The organism is Ereboglobus sp. PH5-10 (assembly GCF_029504735.1).
In the GTDB taxonomy this organism is placed as follows: domain Bacteria; phylum Verrucomicrobiota; class Verrucomicrobiia; order Opitutales; family Opitutaceae; genus Ereboglobus.
In genome coordinates this window covers 68754-94918 of record NZ_JAQFIP010000006.1, presented here as the reverse complement: position 1 = coordinate 94918, position 26165 = coordinate 68754, and the positions used below count along the sequence as shown (strand labels likewise).

Here is a 26165-nt window from a genome sequence, read left to right as displayed (position 1 = left end):
TCCCTTGGGCTGGATTACTTGAGACCATGCCACTCAAGCCGAATCTTAATCAGCCCCTTGCCGAGGTTTTTGGATATCCGATCAATAACCAAAGCCCGGAGGCGATTCGTGCCCGTAGGACAAAACTGTGCCCTTTCTACAACAAGGTGCCAAACTGCACCAAGGATAAGGCCAAGAATCCTCTCGGCGTCTGTTCAGTATATGACGGCGCAAACATAGTCAGCACATGCCCAGTGAGGTTTCGCGAGGATTGGTTGATCGCCACCGATGCCGCCGAATTCTTTTTCGACACCAAGGCAAAATGGACAACCTTGACGGAGATACGCCTTCAGGATGAGGACGGCAGGAGTGCCGGCAATATCGACGTTGTAATTGTTGCTTACGACGACAATGGAAAAATATACGATTTTGGCGCACTGGAGGTTCAGGCAGTTTATATTTCAGGTAATGTGCGCAACCCATTTGAATATTATATGCAGGATTGCCCCAAACGTGCGTCAATGAATTGGCTAAAACAGGAGAATTATCCCAATCCCGACTTTCTTTCGAGTTCTAGAAAAAGGCTTGCTCCCCAGCTAATATATAAAGGCGGAATTCTTAATGCGTGGAACAAGAAGACCGCCGTTGCGTTGGATCGACATTTTTTTGCAACGCTTCCAACACTGGAAAGAGTGCCCAAAAAGAAAGCCGAGATGGCCTGGTTCATATATGATTTCAAATTGCAGTCAGGTCGCTACAAAATGGTTTTGGATGAAATTGTGTATACGCAATTTGCCCCGGCCTTGAATAAAATCACACGCTCAAGGGCGGGCAATGTGGGGGATTTTCTTAAAAAACTCCAAAACAAACTTGATGAGAAACTGGAAACTCCGCCCACAACCGAAACATTGCAGGTTAAACTGTCCGGATAGACGCCATGGTTTCTGTTACTAAACAATTATCATTGGATATAATCGAGGATTCGACGCCCCGACCCAAACCAATAAATGTTGCCAGCGTGCCTCAGTTGAGTCCGTTTCGCTATCCTGGTGGCAAAACTTGGTTTGTGCCCAGATTCCGTCAATGGATTCAATCCCAGCCAGCGAGACCCAAATTGCTGGTGGAACCGTTTGCCGGAGGAGGGATTATCAGCCTGACAGCGGCGGCGGAGTCACTGTGTGACGAAGTAGTGATGGTTGAGCTGGACGCGCAAGTTGCGGCTGTATGGCAGACAATTCTGTCGGATGACGCCGACTGGTTAATAAATCGCATAATTAGGTTCGAGATGACGCTGGAAAACGCAAGGCGCGTTCTAGAGGACCATTACAAGGAAACACGGGATGTCGCATTTCAAACCATAATAAAAAATCGCACGGTTCACGGAGGCATACTCGCATCCGGTTCGGGGTTGCTTAAGCATGGAGAAAACGGAAAGGGTGTATCAAGTCGCTGGTATCCGCAAACACTTGCCAGGCGAATTCAGCAGATACACTTGATTAGACATCGCATCAAATTCCTGCATGACGATGCGTTCAGTGTATTCAATAAATACAAGAACCAAAAGGCATTGTTTTTTATAGATCCACCCTATTCGATTCCGGGAAGCAAAAGCGCCGGATCACGATTATATACATATTGGAAAATAGATCATGAAAAATTATTTTCAATATGCGGCGGTCTTCAGGGTTCTTTCGTGTTAACATACGACAATGCCGAAGAGGTGGTGACGCTGGCTAACCAGCATGGATTTCAACACAGGCAAATTGCCATGAAAAATACGCATCATGCTGAAATGAGCGAATTGGCTATAAGCAAAGATATGAGCTGGTTAATATAAACCGGTGCCTCGGTTTGCTAGTCGTCATTATTTTTGGGCGCTTGCGGTATTTCGCTTTGCTTATCAACAGGCGCGGTCTTTTTGTTTTGTTCGCCGTTTGCCCCGCTTTTTTGCGCATCCGCCTTCGCCGGCTCGCTTTGGTCGGCGACGCCTTTTTTGCGCAGGGCGTCGATTTCCAGCACGGCCGACATTTTTTGCGTTAAAAGTTCATCGGCGGTCACGGTGTCGAGTTTGGTTTGCGCGTCCTTGAGACGGCGGAGCTGGCCGAGGGCTTTTGCCTGGTGGATACGGCAGACTTGTTGCTCGATGCCGGGTTTGAGTTTTGTCTCGAAGACTTCCCAGAATTGCAACGCGGCCTCCCATTCGCCGGTTTGGAGGTCGTAAAACGAAAGGCCGTAACGGTAGGCGTATCGCCAGTCGCCGGGGGTGAGCTCGGTGGCTTGCAGGAAGGCGGCTTGCATGGCCTGGTCGATTGTCGAGCGCGACCACATTTCGGGTTGTTCCTTCAGAAAAATATCGCGCGCCTCGGCGAGCAGCGTGCCGAGCTGATAATAATAAAGCGGTTCTTGCGGGGCGAGCGCTATGGCGGCGTTGTAGAATATGTAGGCTTCGAGCGGGCGGCCCTCCTCGGCGCAGAAATTGCCGAGCTGGTTTTTCACGACGGGGATTTTGTCGTCGAGTTCGTTGGCCTTATACATGAACGCGGCTCCTTCGCGGCTCATGCCGATTTTGTCCAGCAGGAGCCCGTAGGCGACGCAGCCCGGCACGTAATTGGGGTTCATGCGGAGCAACTTGTCGTAGCGATGGGTGAGTTGCTGCAATTTTGAGCGGAAACTGTCGCGGTCAAAATTGGCGCCCGCCGCCTCGGCCTCGGCGAAAATAGTATTTTGCGCGGCAACGATTTCGCGCAATTCACGATCGGCTTTTTCGGTGTCGAGTTGCGGGTGTTGCTTGGGTTTGACCGGCACGGGAACGAATTGCGCGGGTGGTGGCGCATCCGCTCCCTTGGGCGCGGCAATCCCGGGCGGCAGCTCGGCGCGGGTGGCGCATCCCGAAAAAACACCCGCGAGAAAAAAGGTGAGTGCGAATGTGGAAAAAAAACGCGGCAAAATCATTCGTTGAAAAACTGTTGGGAAAAAGTTGAGAACCGAAACCGGCTTGAAGAGTTGGGAAAGCTTGAGACCCGCGCAAGCATGCGAAGTGCGAAGGAATATGATGCCATAACCACGACCGGATCAGACGCGACGAGGCAAAATGAGTCGCGAGCCGGCGCCAATTGCAGCATTGATTGCAACGAGCTTTCACGCAGTCACAGCAGCCCCGCCATCTTGAACGAATACCATCCCGCGCCGGCAGGGTCGTTTGCCGCCTCGCCCACGATTACGTGGTCAACCAAATCCACGCCAAGCACCCTCGCACCCTCGCGAATCTGCCGCGTCGTCTGGATATCCTGCGCGCTCGGCATCGGGTCGCCGCTCGGATGATTGTGCACGCAAATGATACCCACCGCGCCCTCGCGCAACGCCTCGCGAAAAATCTCGCGCGTTCCCGCTAGCGCCTGCGTCGCCGTCCCCGATGAAAGCTCCACCAGTTTTAGCAGCCGGTTTTTTCGGTTCAGACACAAAATCCAAAACTTCTCCACCTCCGCCCCCGCGCAAAACGGCCTCATATATGCCGCCACCCCATCACCCTTGTCGAATACCGGAGCCGCGCCGTTTTGCTGCGCCAGCACCCGTCGCGCCACTTCCATTACCGTTAACAACTGCAACGCCTTCACGCGCCCGATTCCCTTCAGTTTCTTGAAATCGTTTTCCCTCCAGCCAATCAACGCCCCCAGCGATCCCGCCTCGCGCAACAACGCCCCGGCGAGTGTCAGCACATCATGCCCGCGCGTTCCGCTCCGCAACAGCATCGCCAGCAACTCCACATCGCTCAACGCCCCCGCTCCCAGCCGTTGCAACCGTTCCTGTGGCCGCTCAGTCGCCGCCAATTCCTTCAAACGACTCTGCGCATTCATGGCTGGTTTTGCATTGTCCAAGGGTAAAACGGGGTTCGCAGAACAAATCACGCCCAACCTGCGTCGTGGCAACCGAAAACCAGCGGCGCGCCGCCGCGGTTCGCAAAGGCAATTCTGGTGGATTTGTGCAAAACATCTTGCCCCGCGGGCTCTCAGCCGAACGATTATTTGTTTTCGTTTTTCCGTCCGGGCGGCAACCCGCCCGACGCCAAACGCGCTATTTTTCACACTTCACCACTCACACTTCTTCTCTTTTTCGCACATGTCCGCCACTTACGACGAAAAATCCATCAAGACACTCTCCGCCCTCGAGCACATCCGCCTGCGCCCCGGCATGTATATCGGGCGCCTCGGCAACGGCTCCCATCCCGACGACGGCATCTACGTGCTCATCAAGGAAACCATCGACAACGCCATCGACGAATTCACGATGGGCTTCGGCAAGCGCGTCGAAATTCACCTCGCCGACCGTTCCATCTACGTGCGCGATTACGGACGCGGCATTCCCCTCGGCAAACTCGTCGAGTGCGTCTCCATTATCAACACCGGCGCGAAATACGACTCCGAAACCTTCAAGAAGGCCATCGGCCTCAACGGTGTCGGCCAAAAAGCCGTCAACGCGCTCTCCCTCGAATACCGCGCCCAGGCCATCCGCGACGGCAAGTCGCGCCTCGTCGAATTCTACCAGGGCAAACTCAAAAAGGACGGCAAGGTCGTTAGCACCCCGCCCGGCGAACGCAACGGCACGCTTGTCGAGTTCACGCCCGACGAGGCTCTTTTCGGTAAGGACTTCCGCTTCCGCTCCGAGTTCATAGAGGAAATGCTCTGGAACTACGCCTACCTCAACCGCGGCCTCACCCTCAGCTTTAACGGTAAAAATTTCCGCTCCGAAAACGGCCTCAAGGACTTGCTTGCCAAAAAGCTCACCGGCGAGCCGCTTTACCCCATGATTCACCTCGAAGGCGAGGACATCGAAATCGCCATGACCCACGGCGCCCACTACGGCGAGGAATATTACTCCTTTGTCAACGGCCAGCAAACTACCATGGGCGGCACGCACCTCACCGCCTTCAAGGAGGGCGTCGTCACCACTGTCCGCAACTTCTTCAAGAAGGACTACGAGGCCGCCGACATTCGCCAGTCCATCGTCGCCGCCGTTTCTGTTCGCGTGATGGAACCCATCTTCGAGTCGCAAACCAAAACCAAGCTCGGATCGGTCACCACCTCCCCCGAGAAAAACGCCCCCACCATCCGGAATTTTGTCACCAGTTTTCTCCAGCAACACCTCGACAACTACCTGCACCGCAACCCCGAGGCGGCCGACGCCATCAAGCGCAAAATCGAGGACAGCGAACGCGAGCGCAAGGAACTCGCCGGCATCCGCAACATCGCCCGCGAACGCGCCAAAAAAGCCTCCCTTCACAACAAAAAACTCCGCGACTGCCGCGTGCACCTCGACAGCAAGGACAAGCGCGCCGAGGACAGTTCACTCTTCATCGTCGAGGGCGATTCCGCCGCCGGCTCCCTCACCTCCTGCCGCAACGTGCAGACGCAGGCCGTCTTCGCCCTCCGCGGCAAACCCCTCAACACCTACGGCCTCACCAAAAAGATCATCTACGAAAACGAGGAGTTTCACCTCCTCCAAAGCGCCCTCAATATCGAGGACGGCCTCGACAGCCTCCGCTACAACAAAATCATCGTCGCGACCGACGCCGACGTGGACGGCATGCATATCCGCCTGCTCATCCTCAGCTTTTTCCTCCAATTTTTCCCGGAGTTGATCACCAACGGCCACGTCTTCTTCCTCGAAACTCCGCTCTTCCGCGTGCGCAACAAAAAGGAAACCATTTACTGTTACAACGAAGCCGAAAAACAAAGCGCCCTGAAAAAACTCGGCCAGACCGCCGAAACCACACGCTTCAAAGGCCTCGGTGAAATCTCAGCCGGCGAGTTCAAGGATTTCATTGGCGAGGACATCCGCCTCGAAAAAGTCACGCTCGAGCACGTCCACAACAGCGATCAGCTTTTGAGCTTTTTCATGGGCAAAAACACTCCCGAACGCCAGGAGTTCATCATCAAAAACCTCCGCACTGAAAAAGACCTCATCGAGGTGTGATAGCGTTTGTGCGCCATTTTGGCCTTTAGAGCTGTTTCGGTTTATGAAACGCCTTTTGGTAGGGCGAACCGTCCCGGTGAGCCGGGAATGTTGCGGCTCACCGGGACGGTTCGCCCTACCATTGGCGACACCTAAAAGGTAAAAAATCCCATTCGCGAGCGGGATAAAAATAAGCGCAACAAAGTGCCAGCAAACGGCTTTTGCGCATTTGGTTTTGAGCACGAAGCGCGCTCGTGATTTTTCCCGAAGGAAACAAAACTTGAAAAAAAGTTGGCCGGTCGCCTACCCCTAAGCGACCGGCCATTTGCTTTCTTAGTTACCCCAAAACTCCCGCTATGCGGGAGAAATGAAAAATCTTGATTAGGAAAAAAAGCCCTCGTGCACATTTCGTCAATACCTTTTTTTTAAAAAAATGCATTCGACATGATTTTTACAAAAAACACCCCGCGACAAAGCTGTTGTCGCGGGGCATCGAGCTGTCCTTGGTAAAACCGGCCTTTACTCCACAACCAGCGTCACGATGGCTTTTGCGGGCAGGGTGATTGTCAATGTTCCGTCCGCGATTTTTGCATCGGAAAACGCCTTCGGCTCCACAACTCGCGGCGAGTCGAAGGTGTTCACGCTATTGATGGCAGGCGCGGTCAGCAATTGCCCCGATATAACTTTAGGCTGTTTTTCGAGGCCTGCGATTTCACAGCGCACGGTTGCGGGGGCGCTCGGATTTGTGTTCACGAGGCTGATGTGGATTTTGCCGTCTTTGGCGCGCGAGGCGGTGGCGCTGACCGTGGGGATTGTCTTGCCTCCGTGCTCGTAATTCGGAGTCGAAAGCGCGAGGGGCAGCGAGGTTGCTCCTTGGTGCGCTTTATACATGTTGAAGACGTGGTAGGTCGGCGTGAGGATCATTTTTCCCTTGTCCGTGAGAATCATGGCCTGGAGCACGTTGATCGTTTGAGCGATGTTCGTCATCGCAACGCGGTCCGCGTAGGCGTGGAAAATATTGAAGTTGAGCGCGGCGATGATCGCGTCGCGCATCGAGTTTTGCTGGTAAAGGAAACCCGGCTCGGTGCCCGGCTCGACATCCGTCCAGATGCCCCATTCGTCGATGATCATGCCGATGCGTTTTTGCGGATCATATTTGTCCATGATCGCGGCGTGCTTCGCTATGAGACTGTCCATTTTGAGCGTGTTAACGAGCGTGGCGATGTAGCCGGCCTCGTCGAAATCGGTGGCGGAGCCTTTCGTTTTCCAATTGCCGGTGGGGAGCGTGTAGTAGTGCAGCGAGAGGCCGTTCATGCGGCGGCTTGCGTTTTTCATGAGCACTTCCGTCCAGTTGAAATCGCCGCCGTTCGCGCCGCAGGCGATGCGATAGATTTTGCTGCCGGGGTAGTTTTTGACGAATGTGTTGTAGCGTTTGTATTGGTCGGCATAAAATTCCGGCGTCATGTTGCCGCCGCAACCCCAGCTTTCGTTGCCCACGCCGAAGTAGGGGAGTTTCCACGGTTTGGCGCGGCCGTTGGCGCGGCGGAGGTTTGCCATTGGTGAATCGGCGTCGGAAGTCATGTATTCGACCCATTCCATCATTTCTTGCACGGTGCCGCTGCCGACATTGCCGCACACATAGGGGGCGGCGCCGATTTGCTCGCACAGGTCCATGAATTCGTGCGTGCCGAAGTGGTTGTTTTCCACAACCCCGCCCCAGTGCGTGTTGATCATCGCGGGGCGTTTTTCGCGCGGGCCTATGCCGTCCTTCCAGTGATATTCGTCGGCAAAACATCCGCCCGGCCAGCGCAGCACCGGGATGTTGAGTTCGCGCAGTGCGGCGGCGACGTCGTTGCGAATGCCGCGCGTGTTCGGGATGGATGAATCCTCGCCAACCCAAATGCCCTCATAAATGCAACGTCCCAAGTGCTCGGCGAAGTGTCCGTAGATGTTGCGATTGATAACCGGGCCGGGCTGGTCGGCGCGAATGATGACAGTGGCGGTTTGCGAAGGAGTCTGGGCGGCGAGCGCGGACGCCATCAGCAAACATGCGAATGCGATGCGGGTTCGTGTTTTCATGGGAAGTGAGGAGTTTGGGTCGTGCGTTTCGCAAAAGGCATCCCCTCGGTGGCGCGCATACGCAACCAGACGCGCAGTTGACGGTAAAACTTGAGTTCACGGGCCTCGGGTGCGGCCGGGCAATGTTTCTAAATGCAAATAAACATCCTTGCCATCAAAGGGTCATGTTGCATTTATATGCGGACTTATCCACCACACCTACTATATGAAACCTGCAACATTTGTTAACCGACTCATAGCTTACATTATCGATGGCGTTATTATCTGCATACCGATCGTCGGTCTGATTTACTTTTTCACGAAGGACGCGCTTCCGTTTCTCGGCGGCCAAAGCGTGGGCCGTAAGTTGATGAAAATCAAGTGTGTTACGGCTGACGGTCAGTCGATGGCCGGTCAATGGGGTCCCTGCGCCATCCGCCAGGTTGTGTTGCTCATCCCGTTCTTCGGCTTGGTTGAGCTCTACTGCGTTCTTATCAAGAACAAGGAAACCGGTCTGCGCCTCGGTGACGAGTGGGCCAAGACCAAGGTTGTGTCAGTCGAATAACACACCACAGCATTTTAAATCAAAACCGCCTGGAAACAGGCGGTTTTTTTATGCCCGTCGGGTTTGTATCCGAAGGATGAACCTATCCAAAATTATTACCCTCTCCGCTCTGTTTACCGCTGACGGATGTGGAAATATCGCCGCCGTTTCCATGAATTTTGGGTTGGCTTAATGTAAATGGTTTAACACATTTTTGACCATCTTCTTCACAGAAGTGTGAGCGATCTGGCAGATGAAACCGCATTTGCGTTTCAATAAGTCATCAATCGTTTTCCACAACCCTCAACGCAAACTACACTACAACAAAATCATGCTATACGGAATCGTAATTATCATACTTGGCCTGCTGGCAATCCCTTCGCTCGTGTTGGCCAAAAAGCCAAACGCCAAGGAACTCTTTGACAAAGTCGCCCCCTACATGGGCTGGATCGGCGTTGTCGCCCTCATTTGGGGCATTTGGACGCTTTACCGCGTAATTCGTTCGCTAAGTCTGCTTAGCAGCGGCACTTGGGGGATTATAACATGGGTTATTTTCCTTGCCATATCCATCGTTGAAATCGGTCTTGGTTTTATCATGGGATACAACTTGGTCGCCAAACACGCGATTTCCAAGAGTCCTGAGGCCCAGGCAAAGGGTCAGGAAATGCTGGCAAAAGTCGCTCCTTACCAAGGCAAGCTCGGCATCGCGGCGATCATCACCGGTATCATCTATATCGTCCTCCACTTTATCTAAGGCGCAAGTTTCACGCGCAAGGGCAGGGGCGTCGCAAACGACGCCCCTTTTTTTATTTAAAACAAGTTCAATATCTCGAAGCATGTTTCGTGATGGAGGGACGACCTCTGTGTCGTCCGGTTTGAAAAACGAACGGACTCCGATTGCGCACAGACAGGCCGGAGCCCGCCCTTACAATGCCTCGCTGCTTACCCCGAGGATCTTCACTCTCCCAGCTTTTTGCCGGCCACCAGGTAGTTTTGCACGTAGTCGCGCACGCTCTCTGAAAGCGGTGTGAGCGGTTTTTCGTAACCGCTGGCGCGCAGTTTCGAAATGTCGGCGCAGGTGTAATACTGGTATTTGCCGCGCAGGACTTCCGGCATGTCGATAAAGTCAATCTTGGGATTCTTTCCGAGCGCGGAGAAAATCGCATTCGTAAGCGTGAGCCATGTGTTTGCCTCGCCGGAGCCGAGGTTGTAAAGACCGCCGCCGCCGGTCGCGGTTTCGGCGAAGTGAATCGTCATTTCGACGGCGTCTTTCACATAGAGGAAATCGCGCATCTGCTCGCCGTCCTTGTATTCGGGTTTGTGGCTCTTGAAAAGCTGCACCCGGCCGGTCGAGAGGATTTGCTGGTAGGCCTTGTTCACAAGGCTGCGCATCTCGCCCTTATGGTCTTCGTTGGGGCCAAAAACATTAAAATACTTCACGCCCACGATGCGATCGAGCAGACCGTGCCGTTGCGCGTAGAGATCGAACATGTGTTTCGAATAACCATACATGTTGAGCGGGCGCAGTTCGGAAATGTTGTCATTTTTATCATCCATGCCCCGCGCGCCGTCGCCGTAGGTGGCCGCGGACGACGCATAGATGAAACGCGCCTGCTGCGCCAGCGCCCAGCCGGCGAGTTCCTTGGTCGTCTCGTAATTGTTGTCCACAAGGTAGGATGCGTTTTTCTCGGTCGTGGCCGAGCACGCGCCGAGGTGAAACACGGTGGCGAATTTCCCAAGCACGGACGGCGTCTCGTGTATCTTTTTTCTGAATACATCCGCCTCAATATAGTCGCTGAATTTCAACGGGACGAGGTTCCTCCACTTCTCCTCCTGGCCGAGAATGTCGGTGACGACGATGTCGGTGAAGCCGCGTTTGTTGAGCGCCCAGATGAGCGCGCTGCCGATAAATCCGGCGCCGCCGGTGACAAGAATGCGTCCGTTGCTATTTGCCATGATGTCGGCAACATAGCGGTTGGCGCACCGGCTGCACGTTTTTTTTGAAAAACACTCCCTGAGTCTTCGTCCCGCCGAATTTCAAGCCGCTTGCCAAGGCGTCCGCGCAATTCGTTTTGTCATGAGACGCTCTTTCGCAATCAGCGTCTCATGCGCAAACAAACACTCCGGCGAAAGCGTCTCACCCTTCCGCCGCCACCTCGACGCGCGAGTCCTCATGCAGCGGCAGCTTTTGCCCCTTCACCAGCATGAGCCACCAGCAGCGCGCGCTGGCGCCGACGATGAGCAGCACGAGCACCATGAAAATCGCCGTCACGCCCGTGTTCACGTAGTTGTTAAAAACGAGATGTTTCCAGACCGCGACCTGCTCGGGCGAACCGAGGCCCGCGGCGATTTTTTCATTCAACCCGCGCGCCGCGCTCAGGAAGCCGAGGCGCGGATCGGCGGCGAAAATCTTTTGCCAGCCCGCCGTCATTGTCACCGACAGCAGCCAAGCCAGCGGCAGGAACGCCACCCACACGTAACGCGCGCGCCCCATCTTGATGAGCACCGTCGCGCCGAGCGAAAGCGAGATCACGGCGAGCAACTGGTTGGCCACGCCGAAGATCGGCCAGAGCGAGTTGATGCCGCCGTGCGGATCGACCACGCCCTGATATAAAAACCATCCCCACGCCGCCACAAACAACACGCTCGCGGCCCAGTTCGCCGCGGAGGATTTTGTGTTGCCGAGCGGCTTCCACACCGAGCCGAGCAAATCCTGCACAAGAAACCGCCCCACACGCGTGCCCGCATCGATCGTCGTTAATATGAACAGCGCCTCGAACATGATCGCGAAGTGATACCACAGCGACATCGCCGTGGGGTCCTTGAACACGTTCGAGAAAATCCGCGCCATGCCCACGGCAAACGTCGGCGCGCCGCCCGCGCGTCCGATCATCGTTTTTTCGCCGACATCCGACGCGAGTTTCGCCATCTGCTCCTCGCTCACGGGGAAGCCGAGCTCGGTCACCTTGGACGTCACCTCGGCGGCGGTGCCGGTCATGTTAATTGAAAAATATTCGCCCGGCTGCATCGCGCATGCCGCGACCAGCGCCATCACGCCGACGAGCATTTCGGTGATCATCGCGCCGTAGCCCACCACGCGGATGTCCCTTTCGCGCGCGAGCAGCTTGGGCGTCGTGCCCGACGAGATCAGCGCGTGAAAACCCGAGATCGCCGCGCACGCGATCGTGATAAAACAAAACGGAAACACCTTGCCCGCGAACACCGGCCCCGTGCCGTCGGTGAACTTGGTCAGCGCGGGCATGTGCAGCGTCGGCGCGAGAAACACAATTGCCACGCCCAGCATCGCCACCGCGCCGATCTTCATGAACGTGCTCAGGTAATCGCGCGGCGCCAGCAGCAGCCACACCGGCAGCACGCTCGCCAGCAAACCGTAACCCATGATTCCCCACGCCAGCGGCACGCCGCCAAGCGTCAGCCAGCCCTCGAGCGCGGTGCCCTGAATCCATTTTCCGGCAAACACCGACAGGATCAGCATCACCACGCCGAACACGCTCACCGCGCCCACGTGCACCTTGCCGGACTTCAGTCCCACGCCCATGACCATCGCGATCGGAATCGTCGCCAGAATCGTGAACAAGCCCCACGGACTTTCCGCGAGCGCCTTCACCACGACGAGCGAAAGCACCGCGATGATTATGATCAAAATCGCCACCGTGCTGATCAACGCCACCACGCCCGCGAACGTGCCGACCTCGTCGCGCACCATTTGCCCGAGCGATTTTCCGCCGCGCCGAATTGAGCAAAACAAAATAAGCGAATCGTGCACCGCGCCGCCGAGCGTCGCGCCGACCAGAATCCACAACAGTCCCGGCAGATAACCGAATTGCGCCGCGAGCACCGGCCCCACCAGCGGACCCGGCCCGGCGATCGCCGCGAAGTGGTGACCGAACACCACCCACTTGTGCGTGCGCACAAAATCGTGCCCGTCGCCCTTTGCGACTGCGGGCGTGGCGCGCATGTCGTCGAGCGTCAGCACCTTTGCCATCAGCCACGACGAGTGAAAACGATACGCCAGAGCGAACACGCACACCGACGCGATCACGATCCAAATGGCGTTGATCGGCTCGCCGCGCGCCAGCGCGATGATGCTTGCCGAGATTCCCAGCAGCACGGCCACAACGGCCCAAGCCAGGATTGCCAGCGGTGATAAACGGGGACGACCAGTCTTTGTCTTCGATTGCGCGGGTGTATTGTTCATGGGGAAAAACAGCGCAAAAACAACCGCCATCGAAACCGGATGGTCAACAATAATGTCTCGCGCCGAAGCATTTGCGGGCGGAATAGGCGGCGCGAAGTCGACCCGACATGAATCGACTTGTATCGATTTAGGTCGACTCAAGTCGGTTCATGTCGAGTTCTCGCATCAACCAACCCATGTGCGGGCGTTGCGGAAAAGGCGCATCCAGGGGGAGTCGTCGTGCTTGAGCCAGGATTTCGGGTGCCAGCTCATTTGCACGGTGCGGTGCACGCGCTCGGGGTGCGGCATGAGGATCGTGACGCGGCCGTCGCGCGTTGTCAGCGCGTTGATGCCGTGCGGGCTGCCGTTCGGGTTGAGCGGGTATTGCTCCGTCGCGCGGTGGTGGTTGTCCACATAGCGCGCGGCGACGAGGCTGCTCGCGCTGAACGCGTCGGCCGCGGCCGCGCTCGGGAACTCGGCGTAGCCTTCGCCGTGCGAAACGGCGACCGGGAGGACCGAGCCTTCCATGCCGGCGAGCAGGATGCTCGGGGATTTTTCAATGAGGAGGGAAACGAGGCGCGCTTCGTAGCTTTCGGATTTGTTTTTCACGAAACGCGGCCAGTTTTCCGCGCCGGGGATGATGCTGTGGAGGTTGCTCATCATCTGGCAGCCGTTGCACACGCCAAAGGCAAAGGTGTCGGGGCGCGCGAAGAAGGCGGAGAACTCGTCGCGGGCGCGGGCGTTGAAGAGGATGCTCTTGGCCCAGCCTTCGCCGGCGCCGAGCACGTCGCCAAAGCTGAAGCCGCCGCATGCCGCGAGGCCGCGGAAATCGCGCAGGCTGACGCGTCCGCTGAGGATGTCGGTCATGTGGACGTCGATTGCCGAAAAGCCCGCGCGGGTGAAGGCGGCGGCGGTTTCGACGTGGCCGTTCACACCTTGCTCGCGGAGGATGGCGATGCGGGGACGGGATTTTGTGGCGCTGACGGTCGTGTAATCAAATGTGACTTTCGGCGTGATGCCGGGGTTGGCGGGGTCGAGTTTGAGTTGGTATTCGGACTCGGCGCAGGCGGGGTTGTCGCGGAGGGCGGAGATCTGGCGGGTGGTGTCGCTCCAGATGGCGCGGAGGGCGTGGATTTTTTCCGCGTAGATTTCCTTGCCGCCAACATCGTCGAGGATGCGGAGGGTTTTGTCGTTGTTGGGCCGTCCGATCGCGCGGGTGCAGTCTTCGAGTCCGTGCTCGAGGAGGACGCTGTGGACGTCGTCGAAATCCGCGGTGCGGATTTGGATGACGGCGCCGAGTTCCTCGGAGAAATATTGCGCGAAGAGGTCGGAGGGCGTTGTCGCGCCGCCGGGGATCGCGAGGTCCACGCCGGTGTTTCCGGCAAAGGCCATTTCGGTGACGGTGGCGAAGAGGCCGCCGTCGCTGCGGTCGTGGTAGGCGAGGATTTTGTCCTGCGCGTTGAGTTGCTGGATCGCGTTCCAGAAGTTTTTCAGGTCGGCGGGGTTGTCCACGTCGGGCGTGGACTCGCCCATTTGCGAGAGGGTTTGCGCGAGGATGCTGCCGCCGAGGCGGTTTTTGCCGCGACCGAGGTCGATGAGCAGGAGCGTGGTGTCGTCGCCGGCTTCCCCGGTGGTGGCGAGTTGCGGGGTGAGTGTTTTGCGGATGTCGGCAACGGGCGCGAAGGCGGAGACGATGAGCGAGATGGGGGAGATGACGCTCTTGCGTGTTTCCTTGCCGGTGGCGGCGTCTTTTTCCGTCCACGCGGTGGCCATGCTCAGGGAGTCCTTGCCGACGGGGATGGTGATGCCGAGCGCGGGGCAGAGTTCCATGCCGACGGCGCGCACGGCGGCGTAGAGGTCGGCGGCGTCGCCGGAGTGCGCGGGCGCGGCCATCCAATTGGCGGAGAGGTTGACGCGGCCGAGGTCGGGGATGCTGGCGGCGGCGAGGTTGGTGAGCGCTTCGCCGACGGCGAGGCGCGCGGAGGCGGGGGCGTTGTTGACGGCGACGGGTGTGCGCTCGCCCATGGCCATGGCTTCGCCGGCGAAGGTGTCGAATGCGGTGGCGGTCACGCCGCAATCGGCGACGGGCACCTGCCAGGGGCCGACCAACTGGTCGCGCGAGATGAGGCCGGTGACGCTGCGGTCGCCGATGGTGATGAGGAAGGTTTTGTCGGCGACGGCGGGGTGCGCGAGGATGCGGCGCGCGGCTTCGGCGAGCGTGGTGCCGCCGAGGTCGAGCGGGCGCTGCGGGCGGACGAGCGTTTTTTCGCTGCGGTGCATGCGCGGGGGTTTGCCGAGGAGGACTTCGAGGGGCAGGTCGATGGGTGTGTTTTTGAAATACGGGTCCTCGATGACGAGTTGTTTTTCCTCGGTGACGGCGCCGACGATGGCGTAGGGGCAGCGTTCGCGGGCGCAGAGGGCCTTGAAGGTTTCGATGCGCGCGGCGGGGATGGCGAGCACGTAGCGTTCCTGCGATTCGTTGCACCAGATTTCGAGGGGCGACATGCCCGGTTCGTCGTTGGGGAGGGCGCGCAGGTTGACGCGGCCGCCGCGGCCGCCGTCGTTGACGAGCTCGGGGATGGCGTTGCTCACGCCGCCCGCGCCGACGTCGTGGATGAAGGCGATCGGGTTGTCGTCGCCGAGCGCCCAGCAGTGGTCGATGACTTCCTGGCAGCGGCATTGCATTTCGGCGTTGTCGCGCTGGACGCTGGCAAAATCGAGGTCGTCGCTGCCGCTTCCGCCGGCCATCGAGCTGGCCGCGCCGCCGCCGAGACCGATGAGCATCGCGGGGCCGCCGATGACGACGATGTGGTCGCCGGGGTTGATCACGCCTTTCTTGATGTGCGCCGGACGGATGTTGCCGAGGCCGCCGCCGAGCATGATGGGTTTGTGGTAGCCGCGCAGCTCCGCTGCGGTGGAGGAGTCAGGAGTCAGGAGAGAGGAGTCAGGAGAGGCGGGTTTGGCGGCGGGGACGGCTTGCTCGAATGTGCGGAAATAGCCGTTGATGCTTGGGCGGCCGAATTCGTTGTTGAACGCGGCGGCGCCGAGCGGGCCGTCGATTGTGACGTCGAGCGCGCTGACGATGCGGCCGGGTTTGCCGTTGTCCTTTTCCCAGGGCTGGAGCGCGCCGGGTATTTGAAGATTGGATACGCTGATGCCGGTGAGTCCGGCCTTGGGGCGGGCGCCGCGGCCCGTGGCGCCTTCGTCACGGATTTCGCCGCCGGCGGCGGTCGACGCGCCGGGGAACGGCGAGATGGCCGTGGGATGGTTGTGCGTCTCGGCCTTGCACATGATGTGGATGTCCTCCTCGCGCGTGATGTATTCGCCGGTGGCGGGGTCGCGGAAGAAACGGGCGGCGCGGGTGCCCTCGATGACGGCGGAGTTGTCCTTGTAGGCGGAGAGGATGCCGTCGCTGTGGAGTTGGTAGGTGTTCTTGATCATCTGGAACAGCGAGCGGTCTTGCGGCTGGCCGTCGATGTCCCAAGTGGCGTTGAAGATTTTGTGGCGGCAGTGCTCGGAGTTGGCCTGCGCAAACATCATGAGCTCGATGTCGTTGGGGTCGCGCTTGAGGCCGGTGAAGGCGTTGACGAGGTAGTCGATTTCGTCCTCGGCGAGCGCGAGGCCGAGGGTTTGGTTGGCCTCGACGAGCGCGGCGCGGCCTTGCGCGAGGACGGGAATGGTCGTGAGCGGGCGGGGGGCTTCGTGCGAGAAAAGCGCGGTGAGGTCGTCGAGTTTTTCAAAGACGGCCTGCGTCATGCGATCCGAGAAAATGCGGAACGCGGATTGCGGAATGCGGAATGTGTCCGGCGTGCCGGGCGCGAATTCGAAGGTGTAGGCGATGACGCGTTCGATGCGCTTGATGGCGGCGAGTCCGCAAATGTGCGCGATGCCGGTGGCCTTGGACGACCATGGCGAAATGGTGCCGGGACGCGGGGTGACGATGTAGTGTGCGGATTGGGGATTGCGGGTTGCGGAACTGCCGGAGTCCGCGGGTCCGTAGGTGAGGATTTTTTCGAAAACGGCTTGCTCGTCGGCGGAGAGGGATTTTGCGGCGGGGTCGGCAAGTTCGGCGATGTGGATGAATTGCGCGGAGATGCGGGCGACCGGCACGCCGGCGTCGGCCAGGTCCTGCCGGAGTTTGGCGAGGCGAAATTCGGAGAGAGCGGAGGAGCCGTGATGGATGAGCATGGTGTGGAAAGAAGGGAAGGGGTTCCTAAAACACGCATGACCGGTGTTTGTCGATAGGGAAAAATGAGCGCCGCAAAATTTGAGATATGGATTCAACGCGGAAGACACGGTTTAATCAGACTGCGTAAACGCCTCACTCATGAATCTGGCGCCCGCACCGTTTTGTCTGATCGCTCAAAATCAGCGTTTTTGTCAATTAAATGAAAGATTTAATGCTAATTTCTTCATTGCATTGAAAAATTTACTAGTAAATCCTTCAAAGCTCCAAACTCCCAATCTTGCGCAGCAATGCAAATCATACCACGTCTCCTTGAGGATAAAATCCGCAAAAGCCTGCGTCCGAACAAAGCCGCGTTGCTGTTTGGCGCGCGCCGCGTTGGAAAAACGGTCTTGCTTCGGAGCATCCTCGAAAACTTTGACGGCAAAACGCTCTCCCTCAATGGAGACGACCTCGACACCCACGCCTTGCTTGAACAACGCACCGCCGCCAATTACGCTCGGCTCCTCAGCGGCATCGATTTGCTCGTCATCGACGAGGCCCAAAGCATTCCCGGCATTGGGCAAAAACTAAAACTCATCCTCGACGAAATCAAAGGCGTCAAAGTCATCGCAAGCGGCTCCTCATCCTTCGACCTTCTGCACCATGCGGGCGAGCCTCTCGTCGGGCGCAGCACCGCGTTCCACTTGTTCCCTTTCAGCCAGGCCGAGCTCTCGCCCGCCGAAAACACCCTCGAAACACGCCAGCACCTCGAAGACCGCCTTGTCCATGGCTCCTATCCCGAAATCGTTGGCATGACGGACGCCGGCGAAAAAAAAGCCTATCTGGCCGATATCGTTAACGCTTATTTGCTAAAAGACATTCTCTCAATCGACGGCATCAAAAACGCATCGAAAATGCGTGATCTCCTGCGCCTTGTCGCCTTTCAAACCGGTGCTGAAGTCTCCTACGACGAACTCGGCACGCAACTCGGCCTAAGCCGAAACACCGTCGAAAAATATCTCGATTTGCTCACCCAGGTTTTTGTCATTTACCGCCTCGGCGCCTTTTCGCGCAACTTGCGCAAGGAAATCCGCAAGACGTCGAAGTGGTATTTTTATGATAACGGCATCCGCAACGCGATCATCGGCAATCTGAGCCCGCTCGCTCTTCGCAACGACGTCGGGCAGCTTTGGGAAAGCTACCTCATTTCCGAACGGCGCAAACAAAACGCCTATCTCTTCCAAAACAAAGCGCACTACTTTTGGCGCACCTACGACGGGCAGGAAATCGACCTGATTGAAGAGCTCGGTGGAGCCGGTTCAACAGCCGCCGTGCCTGCGTCCGTCCTGCGCGCTTACGAATTCAAATGGGGCGACGCTCGCACGAAAATACCCGGCGCCTTTTCAACCAATTATCCCAACGCCAACTATACTGTGATTAATCGTGATAATTATCAGCCGTTCGTGCTCGGTGAGTGATGGCAATCCGAGCTGAATCGTGGGGGCGCACTTTGCGTGCGCCCTTGTGTTCGCCCGTTTTGTGCATACATGCGCGCCCCGTCTTTCGCGCACCAGGGCGCACGCGAGGTGCGCCCCCACACGGCTGCTTGCTTTTACGCGAAGAGGTTGGTGCCGGAGAGTTCGGCGGAATCGAGATAGTCGGCGACTCCGCCAAACTCGACTCCGTCAATCAACTCCTCGGGTTGTATTCCCATCGCCTCCATCGACATGGTGCAGGCCACAAATCGCACGCCCGACATTTTGGCCGAGCCCAGCAAACCGGCGAGATTTGGCAGGTTTTTGCCGGCCATCTGGTGTTTCATCATGGCCCGGCCCGCGCCGCCGAAGTTCATTTTGGACAGGGGCAGTCGCGACAGGCCTCTCGGCAGCATCCACGAAAACATCCGGTCGAGCAGCGACTTTTTCCCCGGGACTTGCACGGGGCGTTCGCGACGCAATGCGTTCAACCCCCAGAAGGTGAAAAACATCGTGACTTTGCCGCCGAGCGCCGCGGCGCCGTTTGCGATGACCAGCGAGGCCATGACTTTGTCCATTTCCCCGGAAAACACAACGACCGTGGCTCCCTTGCGGCGCGCGGTCGCCTGTGGCGAGGATGTCGCGGGCGCGGAAATGGAGGCGCCGGCGGTTTTGCGAATGCGCGCGGAAATGACGCCCTTCCCGCTGCTCACCCCGAGCAGCTCGTGATTGGCGGAACGGCAAAACGCGCGGACATCGTGCGCGAATCCCGGATCGGAGGCCGTCACATGCAACTCCGCGCCGGAGGCGAGCGTTTCCATCCGGGACTTGAGTTGCAGCAACGGGCCGGGACAACTCATGCCCGTGCAATCCAGCGATTCGACAATCCGCGCGTCCTCGGGAAACAATTCGTCTTTCGAAACCGGCGCGGCGGTTGCGGGTTGCGGCTGCGTTTTTTCGGACTCGACGGGCCGGGACATCTTCAGGCCGCCGGCCACGCTGACCACGTCAAAACCGTGCTGCATGAGGATTCGCGCGGCGAAGTAGCTGGTTTTTCCCAAGCTGCAAGTGACGGCGTATTTTTTCCCCGCATCCAATTCGCCGAGGCGGGAGCGCAGGTCCGAAAAAGGGATGTTGGTCGAGTCGGGCAGCGGATCGATTGATGCGACGGCTTGCGGCCGCACGTCGATCAAATGCCGGTCGGCGGTGATTTTCGGGACAATTTTGACAAGGCCGTCGCGCTGGTTTTGCGCGGTGAACGCGGCCGTGTTCACAACATCGCGGGCGCTGCCAAAGGGCGGCGCGTAGGCCAGCTCCAACTGGGCGAGCTCATCGATGGACATGCGCCCGGCCAGGGCCGTGGCGAGAACATCAAGGCGTTTGTCCACGCCATCTGCGCCGAATGCCTGCGCGCCGAGAAGCCGCCCGTCCGACGGCGACCAGAGGAGCTTGATCGTGAGCGGCGTGGCGCCGGGATAGTAGCCGGCGTGTTGATGATCCGTGACAATCGTGGACTCAAAGGCCGTGCCCGCCTGGCGCAGACGTTTTTCCGTCCAGCCAGTGACCCCGGCGGCCATGTCAAAAACGCGCACAATGGCGGTTCCGATGTGCCCGGGATAAGGATGCGCCTTCTCAGGCCCGAGGAAAATATGGTCGGCAATGACCCGCCCCTGGCGATTCGCGGGCCCGCCGAGCGCGAGGTGCATCGCACCGCCAAAAATGCGATCCGCGCCCTCGACCACGTCGCCCGCCGCATAGATGTCCGAATCGCTGGTTTGCATCCACTGGTTGACCTTTATCGCCCCGCGCGCCCCGAGCTCGAGACCGGCCGCGGAAGCAAGGGCGTTTTCGGGTTTCACCCCGATTGAAAGGATCACCATGTCCGCCGTGATTTCCCGGCCCGATTTCAGCCGCGTGACAACCGCGTCGCCCGCCGGTGGTTTCCCCGGTGCAAACGACTCGGCGGCATCGCCAAGAACCAGCTCGACATCATGCGCGCGAAGCGTGGAGGCGATCGGCCCGGCGATTTCGGCATCGACCTGGGGGAGCACCTGATCGTTGGTCTCGACGAGTGTCACCTGTTTTTCGAGGTGGCGCAACTGCTCCGCCATTTCCAGTCCGATAAAACCGCCCCCCACAATCAGGACCGACCGGGCGGAGGCCGCCGCCGCCTTGATGCGGTCCATGTCCTGCAAGGAACGCAGCGTATGGATTGCCGGAAGATCTATGCCGGGCAGCGGAGGACGCAACGGGGCGGCGCCGGGCGCCAGCACCAGCTTGTCATAGGAAAGCGTCTCCTCCGCGCCCGTATCGAGATTGCGCAAGGCAAGCGTCCTGCCCCGGGCGTCGATGGCGACGGCCTCCGTCCTGGTGCGCACCTCCACATTAAGAAGCTCCGCGAGGCTTTCGGGCGTGTGAAGGGCGAGCCGCGAGCGATCTGCGATTTCGCCGCCGATGTGGTATGGCAGGCCGCAGTTGGCAAAGGAAACATCGGGACCGCGCTCGATGATGGTAATGTGCGCGCCCTCGGAAAGACGGCGCGCGCGGGCCGCCGCGGAGGCACCCGCCGCGACACCGCCGACGATGAGAACGCGAAGACGTGATGATGGTTGTGTTTGACTGGAGTTCATGGTTGATTAAAAAACAATTTCACTTATAACGATATAACTAATCAGTAATATGTCAAGGGCCATGTCCGTGAAAAAAAAGTCAAATAAGAAACTCTCCGAGCCCCAGCTCCAGAGGGCGTCGATGTTGTTTGCGACCCTGTCCGAGCCGTCCCGGCTGCGGCTCCTGCAGGCGTTGCAGGAGGGATCCCTGTCGGTGGGCGAGCTCGTCGAGGTGACGGGCCTGAGCCAGGCGAACGTGTCGAAGCACCTGACGGTGCTGCACGGGGCGCGCCTGGTCAAAAAATCGCGCGCCGGGGTATTTGTGAATTACGAGCTGGCGGATTCAGTGGTGGACCAGCTATGCGGCCTCGTCTGCGCCAAAATGGAGCGCGACCTTGCCGAGGAAGCCCGCGCGCTCAACGGATGAGCCGCGGGCTCGTAGGGGCGCACCTTGCGTGCGCCCTCGCGTTATCATTCATGCGCACACAGTCTTTCGCATACCAGGGCGCACGCAAGGTGCGCCCCTACGAGGGACTTGCTGTCAATCAATCTCCTTTTGAAAGGGCATTGGTATCAATGCGGATTTCTTTTATATCGGAAAGTGCGCGACCACACTCCTCCGCAGTCACCGGCGTGATTGCGACATACGGACGGTTTGAATCTTCATGACGCGGGATGTGCGAATGAACATAAATCGGCACGCCAGCCTTGTTGACCGCACGCCGACGCTTCTCATTACGCTTCAAATATCGCTTCTCTGTGAGTTCGTCGTATAACGGTTCAAGTGCCGCATCTTTATATTCCGCCGATCCAAGACTAAATCGTCGAACTTTACTAACTATGCGCCGGGTAGTGTGAATGCTCTTGGACATCTTCTGGGGCGGCTCAAAGATGAGCCGCGCAGAGTCAATGGAGTTGATATGTTAAATCGTTCATCCACATTGTTTTTGGTTACTGATTAGGCTCTTTTTAACTTTTAACTTTAGCTGCAGCTGTAGCACTTGAAGTAATCCACGTTGTAAATGTATCAAGAGATACACTGTAATAGCTGCGAGCACCAGCAGGCTTCCAAAGAAGTCCGGATGGTTTAATTCGAATTGTGCCAACTACCTTTCCGGTTTCTTTCTTAGTAATAATTTCCTCGATATAACTGGGCGTGATGAATGTGTTTACATAGTCAGGCATAGGTTGTTTTCTTTTTGTGAGTTATGGATTGAAGGAGAATCTTTTATCAAACAGCCGATAATATCAGGTCAAAATGGTTTTGAATTGTATGTGTGAAAACGGCGTTTAGGCTCGCGCTGCAGTATTGAATGTCAACGACGGAGTATAGGGTTACAGTATAAATGCCCTCACCCCTTCTTCCGCCCAAGCGCGAGCGAGCCCAGGCCAACGACGACCAGCGCGCCGCCGCCGATGTAATACCAGGTGTAATTGGTGACGCGTGTTTTGCCGTCCACGCTGCTTGCGACTTTGCTGCTCACTGAATTCCACGAGCCGCTGAGCGATTCCTGTTTTTGATAGCCGGAATAAATAAGCCAGCCGCCGATTGCGATGAGAACGATTGCGATGATGTATTTCATGGATTCTTCGGGTTGTGTGCCCGCAATAAAGCACACAACGCCGCTTTTACCAGCGGAATTCCGCCCCGCCGTAGAGGGTGCGCGGCTCGCCGGGGAAAAAGCGCGCGGCATCCATGCCGCCGAGATTGCCCGCGCCGGCGTTGATGCCGGTGACGTGGCGGCGGCCGAGCACATTGCGCAGATCGAGGAAAAATCCGATGCCCTTGGCCGGCGCGTAGCCCGCGCGCAAGTCGAGGGTCGCGTAACCGGGGGCGCGCAATGTGTTCGCGTAATCGGCCCAGCCTCCGCGCGGCTGCCAGGTGAGCGTCGCGCCGCCATACCAGCCGCGCGCGTGGTGATAGCGCAGCGCGAATTGCGCGAAGTGCGGCGGAATCACGGGCAGGGTGTTGTTGCGCCAGACGGGATCGCCGTCGAAATAAAAATCGCTCCATGTGTAGCTGGCGCGCGCGATGAGCGAATGCGCCGCGGTTTGCAACAGGTCAACGCCCGCGGCAGCCTCCACGCCCTGGTGGATGGTGCGGTCGGCGTTGCCAAAACGGGTCGCCACGCCGGATGCGTCGGTCGCGAGCAGGAGCAGTTCCTTGCTCACCCACGAGCGATACGCCGTGAGCTCCCACGCGACGCGGCGCGTGCGCGCGCGCATGCCCGCCTCGACCGTGATCGCGCGTTGCGGCGAGTGGGAGGTGGCGACGGCGCGGCGAGGATCGGAGCCGTTGATGAGCGCCTCGCCCGAGCCCGTGCCGCCGCGGGTCGTCAGCAACGCGTCCCATGTGAGCGGTTCGAATCCGCGCGTGATGTTGGCAAAAAACTGCACATCCTTGCATTCGTAAACCAGCGCGAGGCGCGGCAAAAACGCTGCCGTGCCAACGCTGCCGGAGCTGTCGGGCCGCCCGGCGCGAATCGCCGTGAAGCGGTCCTCGTTGATGCGGTTGGCGCGCGTGACCGCCGCCGTGGCGACGAGCGTGAAACCGCGTCCGAGCCCGAGGTGGTTGTCGATCCAGAGCGTGCCGTTTTCCGCGGTCAGGCGGTTGTCGGAATGCATGAGTCCGCGCACGCCGCCGAGGTTCGGGGCGACACCGCTGCCGTTGAGAAACACCTGCTGGTCGCGGCGGCCGATTTGCGCGCGCGCGCCGAGTGTGAGCGTGTTTGCGAGCCCGCCGAAAACTTCGCCGCGCCGCGTCCACTTCGCGTCGAGGCTGGCATCGGTGTTGCGCGAACGCGTGACATTGCCGCCCTGCGCAAAAGTGAAATCCACATACGCGACGCCCGCGCCCGCCGAGAGCGTGCCGCCGGCGAGCGGCCCGGTGACGCGGTCGCCGAAACGGTATTGCGACGAATCGCGCCCGATCTGCGCCATGATGGCGATGGGCAGCGCCGCGGTGTCGCCCGCGTCGATCTGCGCGAGCGTCTGCACGCCGGTCACCTCCACGCGACTGTGCATCGCGGAAAGAAAAACGCGATTGCTCCAGCCGCGCCCGAGGTCGATGCCGAAATTGAGCCGCGCGCGCGACGCCTCCTGCCTGCTGTATTCGCGCCAGCCGTCGAGCGCGAACCCCGTGGCGTCGAAATGAAAATCCCTCCCCTTTCCGTCACCCGAAAGCGAGAGCTGCCCGCGCGCATAACCATGCCCGCCGGCCTCGCCGCGCACCAAGCCGCCCGACGCATCGCGTCCCGCGGGCGACACCAGATCGACGGCGCCGCCGAGCGCGGTCGCGCCGAGCGTGAGCGCGTTTCCACCGCGCAAAATCGTGGCGTGATCAATGCCCGCCGGATCGAGAAACTCGACAAAATCGTAGCTGCCGTCGCTGAAGTTCACCGGAAACCCGTCCTGCAAAAACAAAATGCCGCGCCCCGCGCTCGGATCGCCGCCGCGCTGGATGCTCGCGCCGCGAATGCTCAGGCGCGGATGATCGATCCCGCCAAATGCCGTCATCACGAGCACGCCCGGTTGAAGCGAGAAAAGGTCGGCGGGGCTGTTGAGCCGCCCGCCGCGCAACGCCGCCGCGTCCACCACGCCCGCGCCGCCGGGAACCTGTCTCGTCTCCCGCAACGCCCGCGCCACCGGCAGCCGCGCCGCGTCAACCGAAACCCCGGGCAATGTGACAATATCATCCGCGCGCTGCTGCGCAAAACCGGCGCCCGCCATTAGTGTTATTGCGGAAAATATAATAATAAATCTGCGCAGACACTGAAAGGAACGACACAGGGTTGTCGTAATATAATTAATCATGAAGAATATTATTAAATATTAATATAAAAACAAATGGGACGCGAAATCCGCGCCGGGATTGCCAGCATAGATTGGCGCCAAGAAAAAATCGCGCTCCTGTTTCGGGAGTTCAGCATGCTTGTCAACGCGTTTCATCTTGCAGGGGCGCACCTTGCACCCGGGAACGCGGGCATACTGCCCGCAAGACGGCGCGCCGCGCCGCACAGGCCTTCAAACCGGCGGGCAAGATGCCCGCGCTCCCGGACGCAGGCGTAGTTCGTTTCGGCGAATCCTTACCGGCTCAAGTTTACGAGTTCGTAATTGGTCGTGCCCATGCCGATTTGCTCGGCGTGCTCGACAATGCGGATGCCGTTGCGCGATTCCATGCGCTCGATTAGGTGTATTTTCCCGTGATCCTTGGACGCATACACGAGGTCGACGCACGCCTTGTCGAGCGCCACCGGGTCGAGCGAGGCGAGGATGCCGATGTCGCCCATCTTGGGGTCCTCCGGACTGGCGTCACAGTCGCAATCGACGGAGAGATTGTTCATCACGCTTATATAAATAATATTTTCGCCGCAATGGTCGGCGATGGCCTTGGCCGCCTCGGCCATCGATTCGAGAAAATGGTTTTGCTCGACCTTCTCAAACGCGTTCGTGCTGCTCGCGCCCGCCGTGTGGATGAGGCACTTGCCCGACACGGAAGCAATGCCGATCGACATGTTTTTGAGCGCGCCGCCAAACCCGCCCATCGCGTGGCCCTTGAAGTGCGACAGGTTAACGACAAAATCATATTTCGTAAAATGCGAGCCCACGACATCGCGCTTCAAGTGTTTGCCGCCGACCACGGGCAGGTCGATTTCGCCCTCGGCGTCGAGAATATCCACCGGGGCGATTGCCGCGAAACCGTGATCCCGGGCGGTTTGCAAGTGTTGCTCCGTGGTGGAGCGGCGTCCCCCGTAAGCGGTGTTCGCGTCGATAAACGTGCCGTTCACAAGCCGGACAAAATCCCCGACAAGCGCGGGCTTGAGGTAATTGTTTCCCCCGGGTTCGCCCATGCTCAGCTTGACCGCCACATTGCCCCTGGCCTCGCGACCGAGCGCCTTGTATATTGCTATCAAACTTTGCGAGCTGATTTCCGATGTATAATAAACCCTCGCCTTCTCGCTTTTCCCGGCGGGTTTGGCGGCGGTCTTGTTAACCGTGCCGGAGTTTTCGGAGCAGGCGGAGAAAAGAAGCGAAGCGGAAACCAAGGCGGCCATTAAAATCAGTTTATCCTTTTTCATTATATTATCGGTTTATATTTTGAGGCGCGACATTGCCGCGCGCGCGGAGCACTGGCGCGCCCGCATGTTCACGAACGCCGGATAATATCACGCCGCGTGATTATTTC

General features: G+C 58.6%; 18 protein-coding genes. 7 read left to right on the top strand and 11 right to left on the bottom strand.

The window, feature by feature from the left end; translation table 11 throughout:
• Window positions 1-26 precede the first annotated feature (26 nt).
• Window positions 27-911, top strand: coding sequence for a NotI family restriction endonuclease (locus M2447_RS06850; RefSeq protein ID WP_277557944.1), 885 nt, complete (start codon window positions 27-29; stop codon window positions 909-911).
• Window positions 912-916: 5 nt separating this feature from the next.
• Window positions 917-1816 carry a DNA adenine methylase gene (locus M2447_RS06845; protein WP_277557943.1) on the top strand — a complete coding sequence of 300 codons (900 nt, stop codon included), beginning with the start codon at window positions 917-919 and terminating at the stop codon, window positions 1814-1816.
• A 17-nt stretch (window positions 1817-1833) separates the two neighbouring features.
• Here M2447_RS06845 and M2447_RS06840 read toward each other — a convergent pair whose 3' ends face one another.
• Together M2447_RS06840 and radC are read right to left on the bottom strand one after the other, a co-directional pair.
• Complete coding sequence (locus M2447_RS06840; RefSeq protein ID WP_277557942.1) at window positions 1834-2931, bottom strand: hypothetical protein; 1098 nt, start codon at window positions 2929-2931, stop codon at window positions 1834-1836.
• A 194-nt stretch (window positions 2932-3125) separates the two neighbouring features.
• Window positions 3126-3854, bottom strand: a complete 729-nt coding sequence (radC, locus tag M2447_RS06835) for a DNA repair protein RadC (RefSeq protein WP_277557941.1) — start codon at window positions 3852-3854, stop codon at window positions 3126-3128.
• A gap of 241 nt (window positions 3855-4095) precedes the next feature.
• On the opposite strand from radC, the gene M2447_RS06830 reads away from it, so the two are divergent.
• Window positions 4096-5949 carry a DNA topoisomerase IV subunit B gene (locus M2447_RS06830; RefSeq protein ID WP_277557940.1) on the top strand — a complete coding sequence of 618 codons (1854 nt, stop codon included), beginning with the start codon at window positions 4096-4098 and terminating at the stop codon, window positions 5947-5949.
• 498 nt (window positions 5950-6447) lie between these two features.
• Here the strand turns inward: M2447_RS06830 and M2447_RS06825 are convergent, their stop codons facing one another.
• On the bottom strand, window positions 6448-8007 hold the full coding sequence (locus tag M2447_RS06825; protein ID WP_277557939.1) for an alpha-N-arabinofuranosidase: 1560 nt from the start codon (window positions 8005-8007) through the stop codon (window positions 6448-6450).
• A 205-nt stretch (window positions 8008-8212) separates the two neighbouring features.
• On the opposite strand from M2447_RS06825, the gene M2447_RS06820 reads away from it, so the two are divergent.
• Both M2447_RS06820 and M2447_RS06815 read left to right on the top strand, forming a co-directional pair.
• The gene (locus M2447_RS06820) at window positions 8213-8551 is read left to right on the top strand and encodes an RDD family protein (protein ID WP_161554732.1); all 339 of its coding nucleotides are present in this window, start codon (window positions 8213-8215) and stop codon (window positions 8549-8551) included.
• 310 nt (window positions 8552-8861) lie between these two features.
• Window positions 8862-9284, top strand: a complete 423-nt coding sequence (locus tag M2447_RS06815) for a hypothetical protein (RefSeq protein ID WP_277510303.1) — start codon at window positions 8862-8864, stop codon at window positions 9282-9284.
• Window positions 9285-9487: 203 nt separating this feature from the next.
• Here the strand turns inward: M2447_RS06815 and rfaD are convergent, their stop codons facing one another.
• The 3 genes from rfaD to purL form a co-directional block, all read right to left on the bottom strand.
• Window positions 9488-10486: an ADP-glyceromanno-heptose 6-epimerase gene (gene rfaD / locus M2447_RS06810; protein ID WP_277557938.1), complete on the bottom strand. Its 999-nt coding sequence runs from the start codon at window positions 10484-10486 to the stop codon at window positions 9488-9490.
• Window positions 10487-10667: 181 nt separating this feature from the next.
• The gene (locus M2447_RS06805) at window positions 10668-12749 is read right to left on the bottom strand and encodes a carbon starvation CstA family protein (RefSeq protein WP_277557937.1); all 2082 of its coding nucleotides are present in this window, start codon (window positions 12747-12749) and stop codon (window positions 10668-10670) included.
• 165 nt (window positions 12750-12914) lie between these two features.
• Window positions 12915-16916, bottom strand: coding sequence for a phosphoribosylformylglycinamidine synthase (purL, locus tag M2447_RS06800; RefSeq protein WP_277557936.1), 4002 nt, complete (start codon window positions 16914-16916; stop codon window positions 12915-12917).
• Between the two features lie 288 nt (window positions 16917-17204).
• On the opposite strand from purL, the gene M2447_RS06795 reads away from it, so the two are divergent.
• Window positions 17205-18374: an ATP-binding protein gene (locus tag M2447_RS06795; protein ID WP_277510298.1), complete on the top strand. Its 1170-nt coding sequence runs from the start codon at window positions 17205-17207 to the stop codon at window positions 18372-18374.
• Window positions 18375-18508: 134 nt separating this feature from the next.
• Here M2447_RS06795 and M2447_RS06790 read toward each other — a convergent pair whose 3' ends face one another.
• Window positions 18509-21001 (bottom strand): FAD-dependent oxidoreductase, encoded by a 2493-nt coding sequence (locus tag M2447_RS06790; protein ID WP_277510297.1) that lies wholly within the window; start codon window positions 20999-21001, stop codon window positions 18509-18511.
• 67 nt (window positions 21002-21068) lie between these two features.
• Between M2447_RS06790 and M2447_RS06785 the strand changes: the two genes are divergently transcribed.
• The gene (locus M2447_RS06785) at window positions 21069-21407 is read left to right on the top strand and encodes a metalloregulator ArsR/SmtB family transcription factor (RefSeq protein ID WP_277510296.1); all 339 of its coding nucleotides are present in this window, start codon (window positions 21069-21071) and stop codon (window positions 21405-21407) included.
• Between the two features lie 118 nt (window positions 21408-21525).
• Here the strand turns inward: M2447_RS06785 and M2447_RS06780 are convergent, their stop codons facing one another.
• The 4 genes from M2447_RS06780 to M2447_RS06765 all read right to left on the bottom strand — a co-directional run bounded on the left by M2447_RS06780 (window position 21526) and on the right by M2447_RS06765 (window position 26058).
• Entirely contained in the window at window positions 21526-21852 is a 327-nt protein-coding gene (locus M2447_RS06780) for a hypothetical protein (protein ID WP_277510295.1), read from the bottom strand.
• 480 nt (window positions 21853-22332) lie between these two features.
• Window positions 22333-22563: a DUF3185 family protein gene (locus M2447_RS06775; protein WP_277510293.1), complete on the bottom strand. Its 231-nt coding sequence runs from the start codon at window positions 22561-22563 to the stop codon at window positions 22333-22335.
• Window positions 22564-22609: 46 nt separating this feature from the next.
• Window positions 22610-24709 (bottom strand): TonB-dependent receptor, encoded by a 2100-nt coding sequence (locus M2447_RS06770; protein WP_277510292.1) that lies wholly within the window; start codon window positions 24707-24709, stop codon window positions 22610-22612.
• Window positions 24710-25065: 356 nt separating this feature from the next.
• The gene (locus M2447_RS06765) at window positions 25066-26058 is read right to left on the bottom strand and encodes a DUF362 domain-containing protein (RefSeq protein WP_277510290.1); all 993 of its coding nucleotides are present in this window, start codon (window positions 26056-26058) and stop codon (window positions 25066-25068) included.
• Window positions 26059-26165: the final 107 nt, after the last annotated feature.